This is a genomic window from Candidatus Methylomirabilota bacterium, from assembly GCA_036001065.1.
GTDB lineage: Bacteria > Methylomirabilota > Methylomirabilia > Rokubacteriales > CSP1-6 > MNEF01.
Map to the genome: position 1 here is coordinate 1 of DASYUQ010000013.1, position 8,740 is coordinate 8,740.

The 8,740-nt window shown below is 69.0% G+C and carries 5 protein-coding genes; 4 read left to right on the forward strand and 1 reads right to left on the reverse strand.

The features are described 5' to 3' along the window. Positions 1 to 180: 180 nt before the first annotated feature. Complete coding sequence (locus VGV13_01290) at positions 181 to 1,341, reverse strand: FAD-binding oxidoreductase (GenBank protein HEV8639718.1); 1,161 nt, start codon at positions 1,339 to 1,341, stop codon at positions 181 to 183. Between the two features lie 925 nt (positions 1,342 to 2,266). Between VGV13_01290 and VGV13_01295 the strand changes: the two genes are divergently transcribed. The 4 genes from VGV13_01295 to VGV13_01310 all read left to right on the forward strand — a co-directional run bounded on the left by VGV13_01295 (position 2,267) and on the right by VGV13_01310 (position 8,729). After that, on the forward strand, positions 2,267 to 2,617 hold the full coding sequence (locus tag VGV13_01295; GenBank protein HEV8639719.1) for a hypothetical protein: 351 nt from the start codon (positions 2,267 to 2,269) through the stop codon (positions 2,615 to 2,617). 221 nt (positions 2,618 to 2,838) lie between these two features. After that, a complete protein-coding gene (locus tag VGV13_01300) occupies positions 2,839 to 4,086 on the forward strand; it encodes a hypothetical protein (protein ID HEV8639720.1) in 1,248 nt (415 codons plus the stop codon). Next, positions 4,083 to 4,853, forward strand: a complete 771-nt coding sequence (locus VGV13_01305) for a hypothetical protein (GenBank protein ID HEV8639721.1) — start codon at positions 4,083 to 4,085, stop codon at positions 4,851 to 4,853. Before VGV13_01300 ends, VGV13_01305 begins: the two co-directional genes overlap by 4 nt. Before the next feature lie 147 nt (positions 4,854 to 5,000). Further along, positions 5,001 to 8,729 (forward strand): S8 family serine peptidase, encoded by a 3,729-nt coding sequence (locus VGV13_01310; GenBank protein ID HEV8639722.1) that lies wholly within the window; start codon positions 5,001 to 5,003, stop codon positions 8,727 to 8,729. The last annotated feature ends 11 nt before the right edge of the window (positions 8,730 to 8,740 follow it).

Here is an 8,740-nt window from a genome sequence, read left to right on the forward strand (position 1 = left end):
TGGCGCCCCGCGCCTTCGCATCCGTGGCGACGCGCGGCGACGTGGGCGATCGCGGCCAAGAACCGGCGGACGCCGATACCCCCGGGGGGATGACATTTTCACGTTGCAGTAAGGGATGACATTTTCATTGACCAGCGACAGAGCGTCTCCCGCTCTTGAGCATCTCCCGATCTTCCTGCGCTACTCGGCGTCGGGACCACGATCGTGGGCCACGGCGCCGTGCCGGAAGCGGCCCGGATCGAAGAGCGCGAGGTCCATCGACGGCTTGCCGTCCAGCACCCACCCGGCGACGGCGCGCCCGGTGGCGGGGGAGTGCTGGAAGCCGTGGCCGCCGAAGCCGACGGCCAGGAAGAAGCCCTCCACGCCGGGCGCCGGCCCGATGATCGCGTGATCGTCCGGCGTCAGCGGGCGGAGGCCCGCCCAGCCCCCGGCGATGCGCGCCTTCTCGAGGATCGGCAGCCGGTGCACCGCCTTCTGCACGGCCTCCTCGACCATGCCCCAGTCCACCGGAGCCACCAGATCTTCGCCGATATCCTGGACGTCGCCCGGGCTCAGCAGCACCTGCTCGAGCTCCTTGCGGAAGTAGAAGCCGCTGGCGCGGTCGGTGGTGAGCGGCACCGGCCCGGGAATCTCGGGAAAGGGCTCGGTGAAGAAGATGTGACGGCGGCGCGGATGCACGGGAAGATCGAGGCCGGCCAGACGCCCGACGCGGGCGGCGGCGGGGCCGGCCGCGTTGATCACGAGCGGTGCGGCGACCGCGCCCCGGGACGTCCTCAGGCCCTGCACGCGCCCGCGCTCGACCTCGATGGCGGTGACCTCCGCGCCCTCGACGATCCGGGCGCCCAGCTCGCGGGCGCGCCGGGCGAACCCGGCCGTCACCTCGGCGGGGCCGGCCAAGCCGTCTTTTGGTCCCCAGACGGCCGCGATCAGGTCGTCCACGCGGAGCGCGGGGACGAGCTCCCGGGCCTCGGCCGGGGTGATCACCCGCACGTCGACGCCCAGGCGTCGCTGCAGCGCGATGCGCTCCTCGAACCCGCGGAGGTCGGCCGCCTCGGAGACGAGGAAGAGATAGCCGATCTGCCGGTAGCCGGGGTCGACGCCGAACTCCTCCCGAAAACGCTCGAAGACCTCGATGCTCTCGAGCGAGAAGCGGATCTCGGTCTCGGTGGGAAACTGGGCGCGGATGCCGCCGGCGGCCTTGCTGGTGGTCCCCGAGCCGACCGCCTCGCGCTCCAGCACGAGCACGTCGCGCAGGCCCCGCCGGGCGAGATGGTAGGCGATGCTGCAACCGACCACGCCGCCGCCGATGACGACCGCATTCGCCGTCCGGGGCAGGTCCATGCGCTGTGGGCGGATGCTAGCCGAGCGACGCCGCTCCGGTCAACGCGAGTCGCCGGGCGGGGACCGGAGGCGCTCAGCTGGCCTTGACGCCCCGCGACCGGGCCCGAGTGACCCGGGTCCGCGCCCCGCACTGTCCCCACCGCCATTCGTCGCGCAGGAAGTCGGGAGAGTTGGCCAGCCGTGAGGCGGCGGCGTCAACCTGGGCCGGCGTCAGGCCGATGTGGGCGCCGAGGCAATCGTCGCAGAGATCCACGCCGGAAGTGAATTTCAGGGCCTCGGCGACTCGAGCGATCGTCGCGGAATCGGCCGGCAAAGCCCGGGATCGTCGCCCCGCGCTCGCCTCCGAACGAGACCGGAGCGCGGCGTCGCCTTCCGCGAAGAACCTGGCGGGGGGACCCTCCGGCCCGCCCGCCTGGCCTTCGCGCTGACACCACGTGCAGGTGATCCTCACGACATTCGCTCGCCGTGGCAACACCGATGCCAGGAGCGGTGACGAGGAAATCACGTCGCTTGCCGCGCGTGGGGCGGGGAGTCGGGTCGCTCACTGCCCGGATTGTGGAGGAATTTTCTCAGATCGGGGTGGCCCGCGGTTTTTTCTTGGCACCACGAGATGTAGTTGCTAGAGTGACGACCGGCTCAACATCTTGGGAGGGAACCACGGTCGGGTCAGCTCCGCACGCCGTCAGTCAACAGGCCAGGTTCACCGTCCCCCGCTCCCCAGCCGGCTCCCCACGAACATCTGCAGTGGCGCCTCCAGGGCGATCGGCACACCCCGGTGCTGGTCGATCGGCGCCCAGACGAAGGTCCCGATCGCGCGCTCCGGGATCGGCCGGAACGCGGGTCGGGCGCGCGCACGCGTGACCGCGCGGCGCGCTCGCGTCCCGAACTATCCACCCCAGTGCGCGACGGAGAGGAGGCGAACGTAATGCAGGACGCCGAGATACTGGAGGACCGGCAGCGGATCGATCGGTGGCTGGAGGAGAGCCAGTACCTGACGGGTCGGCTCATTCCCGGATTTCTCGACGACCGGGACCGGCTCAAGGGCAAGATGCAGAACGTCGAACAGGATTGCGAGCGGCTCCGCACCGAGGTCGGGGAGCTCCGCAAGGAGATCAGCCGGCTGCAAGGCGAAGTGCAGTTCTACCAGGGCGAGCATGCGTCGGCCGCTGAGGCCTTCGCGGGCATCATGGAGCAGTTGAGCCATCTGCAGAAGCCGGTGAGCGACCTTTATCGCCGGTTTCAGTCCGCCCATCCGACGAGCGAGCTGCCCGTGTAAGTCCCCGCGCCAGCGGAGCGGCTGAGCGGCGATCGCCGCTCGGCCGCTCCGCTGAGCGCCTCGAAGGGAACGGCGCGGGGTCCAACTTGGCCCGGCGACGTGACAAAAAGTCCTGGGCCAGGCCATCGCCCCCTTAGAAAATCAAGCATTTGTGGCCCGCCGACACGGCCAGAACCTTGCTTATCCGAAGGGGACCGATTTCGTCCGGGGAGGTGGGGGGAATGCTAGAGCAGATGATCACCAGGGTGCCGGAGCGGTGGCGGGAGGTCGCGGAGTTGCTCGCCGCGCCGATCATCTGGATCCCGCGCCTGCAGCGGATGCTGCTCGACTTCTTCCTCGATTCCTCCTCGGGGTGGATCACTGCGGCCAAGCTCTTCTTCCTGCTGTTTCCCGTCCTGCTCGGCATCGCCGCGATCTGGTGTACGCAGCTCTCCATCTACACCCTGCCGTTTCGGTCCCGGCGGATCGCCTTCGTCTCCACCATGCTGGTGACCTGGTGGGACGGCGCGCGCGCGGTCTGGCTGTACTGGGTCGGCATGTTCCGGATGGCCGCCGTGGTCGCCGGCTGGGTGTTCGCGCTCACCCGGATGGCGGTCAAGATGATCCTGGAGGCCCTGCATCAGGTGATCCTGATCCCCTTCACGGTGACGGGCCGGATGACCAGCGAGTACTTCCAGCCCGGGGTGCCCTGGATCGCCTTCGTGATGCTGGTCTTCTGGTGCATGCTGGAGACCACGATCTTCACCTATACGCTGTTCCCCACCGTGTCGGAGGTGCTGTCCGACATGGTCGGCGCCGAGCAGATCCCGCGCTTGGCCGGACCCGTCCTGTGGTTCTTCCTGTTCCTGCTGATCATGGGGAGCTTCGCCTGCGTCCAGGCCCTGGTCGAAGCGGTCAAGCAGCGGGAGTTCAAGTTCATCGTCCAGATCGTCCTGGTCGAGATGTTCGTCATGATCTTCGAGGTGATGTTCCTCTATCGCGAGCTGGTCGACGCCGTCACGCCCTGGATCGCCCAGCAGACGGGCGACAAGTTCCGGCCGGGGATCGTGTTCACCCTGACCCTGGCCACCTTCGGCTGGGTCGGCGTGCGGGGCATGACGTGGTTCCTGTTCGGGCGGTACGGGACGCCGCCGCTGCTGGCCTTCATCTCCCGGCAGCCGATGGAGGGCACCGAAGGCCGGGCGATGGCGCGGGACCTGCCCAAGGCGGCCATGGCCTGGTGGCGGGCGCCGCTCGAGGACTTCAAGCGTGAGATCGGCTGGCTGCACGAGAGGAGCGATGAGCTGCTGGAATACCTGGCCCTGCCCGTCATCCATCTCATCGCCGCGGCCCTGAACTTCAGCATGGTGGTGCTGACGGGCCGCCCCCTCTTCAGCCTGCCGTTCCGCGGTCTCAAGGAAGTGATGGAGACGCGCGAGGCCCTGGCCGGCGTGGGGCAGCTCCAGCCGCGCAAGCAGGGCAACGTATGACGACGCCGCTGCGTCTCGCCGCTGCGTCGCTGGTCGCCGGCCTCGTCCTGTCCGCGGCCGCCGCCCTGGCCGCCCAGACGACCGAGGGGAAGCCACGGGAGACGCTCTTCGTCGGCGTGGACACCAGCGGCTCGTTCCGCCAGGACTACGACAACGCCATGAGCTTTCTGGCCTACTACCTGTACGGCCATCTCAACGGTCTGGGGGGGCTCGGCAAGCCGCGCAACCTGTTCGTCGCGGCCATCGGAGGCCGGCAGTCCAGCGAGCCGAAGGCCTTTCGGCCCATCCACGACTTCCAGGGCAAGGACATCGCCCAGATCGAGACGGATCTGCGGAGGTGGTTCGTTCCCACCGACGGGCTCACTGACTTCAACCCCTTCTTCGTCCAGGTGGCCCGAATCGCCAAGGAGCGCGGCCTGGTCCTCAGCGCCATCACGGTGATGGTCGTCAGCGACGGCGTTCCCGACATCCCCGTGCCGAACCTCAAGGACGATCCGATGGCCCTGTACCGGCAGATCGATCTCCGGCCGCTGGAATACCTCTCCAAGAACATCACGGTACGGCTGGCCTACGCGAGCCCGAAGGTCGGCGACAACTGGCGCCGGCACGTCCCCCGGCAGCGGGTCAGGCTGTGGGCGACCGAGGTGGAAGTGATGAAGGGCTGGCGCGCCCAACTCATGCCGGGGGCCCAGCCGGCCGAGCAGGCGCGCCTGTGGAAGTGGGTCCGCGACAACGTCGACTTCCGCGTGCGGTCCCGCGGGCTCTGAGCCTCCACAGTCCTCCTTTTTGGCGGTAGCCGACGCGAGGGATTTGTGTAAAGATTACTCCCCCCTGACGTAGCCAGGGTCCGCAGAGCCCGACCATTTGCTGTTGAAGAGGAGGCACCCGACGCGCCTCACCTCGGGAAGCCGGGCATGAACCGGCGAATCCTGGCCGCAGTATTCACAACATCGCTCCTCATCTTCAGTCAGGCGGCCTGGGCCGGCCGCCTACATCCGGAGCTCGAGACGCGCCTGAGCGCGCTGCCCCAGGGCGGAACGCTCTCGGTGATCGTCGAAATGGTGAACCAGGCGGACCCGGCAGCCGCCGCCGCCACCGTGCCGCGCGGCCAACGACTGGCGCGGAAGAGGGCCGTCGTGGACGTCCTTCGGGACGTCGCCAACCGGGATCAGGCTTCGATTCTGGCGTTCATCGCTCGCGAGCAGTCGCTGGGCTCCGTGCAACGCGTGATCCCGTTCTGGGTGTTCAACGGCCTTGCGGTCACCGCGACCGAGCCCGTCATTCGCCGCCTGGCCGCCCGCCCTGACGTCTGGGAGGTTCGCCCGGATGCGTCTATCCCCGCGCCCCAGCCCATCCGACCCGCTGCCACGCCCGGGCCCAGCGCCTCCGTCAGCGAGTGGAACATCGCACAAATCCGGGCTCCCGAGGTATGGACACTCAACCCGAACTACACCGGCGTCGGCAGCGTGGTCGGGAGCTTCGACACCGGCGTGGACCTGACCCATCCGGATCTGCAGCCGCGATACCGAGGCAACCATAACACCAGCTGGTTCGACCCCTACCGCGAGCACGCGAGCCCCTTCGATCCAAACGGCCACGGCACTCACACGACCGGGACGGCGGTGGGGGGCGACGCGTCCGGGTCGAACATCGGCGTGGCCCCCGGCGCGAAATGGATCGCGGCGAAGGCGTGGAACGACCTGGGGATCGGCCTCACGTCGGCCTTTCACCAGATCTTCGAGTGGTTCCTCGCTCCGGGGGGAGATCCGGCCAACGCCCCGGACGTCGTCAACAGCTCCTGGGGCTTCGGCACCGCCGGCTGCATCACGGAGTTTCGGGCGGATGTGCAGGCCCTTCGCGCTGCCGGGATCTTCCCGGCGTTCGCCGCGGGCAACGACGGACCCGACGAGGGAAGCGTTCGGAGCCCTGGCGCCGGTCCGGAGTCATTCGCGACAGGCGCGACGGATTTCTTCGACGACATCGCATTCTTCAGTGCGCGAGGCCCGTCTCCCTGCGACGGCTCCGTCAAGCCTGACCTGAGCGCCCCCGGCGTCGGCATCGTTTCGTCGATCCCCGGCGGTTATGTGGAGTCGAGCGGCACGTCGATGGCGACCCCGCACGTGACGGGCGCCGTCGCCGTGCTCCGATCGGTCAACCCTACGTTGACCGTGGACGAGCTGGAAGCCGTCCTCGTTCAAGGAGCCGTGGACCTGGGCCTCGCAGGCCCCGATGACAGCTTTGGTGCCGGCCGCCTCGACCTCTTCCAGTCGGCGCAGATCGTGCTGGGTGGGGTCAACCGGCCGGTGGTGACGATTGTCGCGACCGACGCCGTCGCGACGGAGGCAGGCCAGACCACGGCTACGTTCACGGTGCGCCGCACCGGCCCCACTGACGAGGCGTTGACCGTCGGTTACGCCGTCAGCGGCTCCACAACTCCGGGCAGCGACTATCTCACCCTGCCCGGAAGCGCGACGATTCCGGCGGGTTCGGCGACAGCCACGATCGTCGTGATCCCCCTCGATGACACGCTCGTCGAGCCCGACGAGACGGTCATCGTCACGCTCAGCGCGGACCCGGCCTATATCGTCGGGACGCCGGGCAGGGCGACCGTAACGATCATCAGCGACGAGATCCCCCCGGATCTCATCGTCTCGGCTCTTTCCGTCCCGGCCGCGGTGGGCGCCGGCGCGGCCTTCACCGTGAGCGACACCACCATGAACCAGGGCGGCGGGCCGGCGCCTGCCTCGACCACGAAGTTCTACCTCTCGCCTGATGCCGTGCTCGACGCGACTGACGTCCTGCTGGAAAGCCGCGCGGTGCCCGCGCTCGCCCCGGGCGCGATCAGCGCGGGCTCGACCGCGATGACCATTCCCACCGGGACGCTTCCGGGCGCGTACTACGTCATCGTCAAGGCCGATGCGGACAACCTGGTGGTGGAGACCCACGAAGGCAACAACATCTACATGCCGCTCGTTCAGGTCCGGGTGGACCTGACGATCACGCCCAGCGCGATCGACCTGGCGGCGCCGCCGGCCAGCTTCACCATCACGGGCGGGGGCTTTGCGAACCTGGGCTTCGGGCTGCCGGTAGTCAACTTCGCGCGCAACGGGGTGGTGCTGGCGCAAGCCCGGGCCACGGCGATGACGGGCAGCACGACGCTGACCGTGCCCTTCCCGACCGCGGCCACGGCGATCGCGCCCAATCTGCCGGGACTCTCGGCGGGCACGATGGATGTCCAGGTCTATCTGCAGACGGGGACCGCGAGCTACAGTCTGCTCGGCAGCGGGACGCTCACGGTCAGCGACACGCGGCCGGCCCCGGGCGTGAGCGCCATCACGCCGAACTCGATCGACCTGGCCACGCCGCCTGCCAGCTTCACGATCACGGGCGGGGGCTTTGCGAACCTAGGCTTCGGGTTGCCAGTGGTGAACTTCGTGCGCAACGGAGTGATCCTGGCGCAAGCCCGGGCCACGGCGATGACGGGCAGCACGACGCTCACCGTGCCCTTCCCGACCAGTGCCACGGCGATCGCGCCCAATCTCCCGGGGCTCTCGGCAGGGACGGTGAACGTCCAGGTTTATCTGCAGACGGGGGCCGCGAGCTACAGTCTGCTCGGCAGCGGGACGCTCACGGTCAGCGACACGCGGCCGGCCCCGGGCGTGAGCGCCATCACGCCGAACTCGATCGACCTGGCCACGCCGCCTGCCAGCTTCACCATCACGGGCAACGGCTTCGCGAACCTGGGCTTCGGGCTGCCGGTGGTCAACTTCGCGCGCAACGGGGTGATCCTGGCCCAAGCCCGGGCCACGGCGCTCACGGGCGGGACCACGCTGACCGTGCCCTTCCCCACCAGTGCTACGGCGATCGCGTCCAATCTCCCGGGGCTCTCGCCGGGGACGGTGAACGTCCAGGTTTATCTACAGTCGGGGGCCGCGAGCTACAGTCTGCTCGGCAGCGCGACGCTCACGGTCAGCGACACGCGGCCGGCCCCGGGCGTGAGCGCCATCACGCCCACCTCGATCGACCTGGTCGACCCGCCGGCGAGCTTCACGATCACGGGTGGGGGCTTTGCGAACCTAGGCTTCGGGCTGCCGGTGGTCAATTTCGCGCGCAATGGGGTGGTCCTGGCCCAAGCCCGGGCGATGGCGCTCGCAGGCGGCACGACGCTCACCGTGCCCTTCCCGACCGCGGCTACGGCGATCGCGCCCAACCTCCCGGGGCTCTCGGCGGGGACGGTGAACGTCCAGGTTTATCTACAGTCGGGGGCCGCGAGCTACAGTCTGCTCGGCAGCGCGCCGCTCACCATCACCGATACCCGGCCTGCTCCCGCCATCACGCCCAACTCGATCGACCTGGCGGCGCCGCCGGCCAGCTTCACCATCACGGGCAGCGGCTTTGCGAACGTGGGCTTCGGGCTGCCGGTGGTCAATTTCGCCCGCAATGGGGTGGTCCTGGCCCAAGCCCGGGCCACGGCGCTCGCAGGCGGCACGACGCTCACCGTGCCCTTCCCCACCAGCGCCACGGCGATCGCGCCCAATCTCCCGGGGCTCTCGGCGGGGACGGTGGACGTCCAGGTTTATTTACAGACGGGGGCCGCGAGCTTCAGTCTCCTCGGCGGTAACCTCACGCTCACGGTGCGGTGAGGCGCGACAGC

Bases quoted from the DNA above. Each gene is read 5' to 3' on its own strand.
- VGV13_01290 (HEV8639718.1), bottom strand. From the start codon at position 1,341: ATGGACCTGCCCCGGACGGCGAATGCGGTCGTCATCGGCGGCGGCGTG.
- VGV13_01295 (HEV8639719.1), top strand. From the start codon at position 2,267: ATGCAGGACGCCGAGATACTGGAGGACCGGCAGCGGATCGATCGGTGG.
- VGV13_01300 (HEV8639720.1), top strand. From the start codon at position 2,839: ATGCTAGAGCAGATGATCACCAGGGTGCCGGAGCGGTGGCGGGAGGTC.
- VGV13_01305 (HEV8639721.1), top strand. From the start codon at position 4,083: ATGACGACGCCGCTGCGTCTCGCCGCTGCGTCGCTGGTCGCCGGCCTC.
- VGV13_01310 (HEV8639722.1), top strand. From the start codon at position 5,001: ATGAACCGGCGAATCCTGGCCGCAGTATTCACAACATCGCTCCTCATC.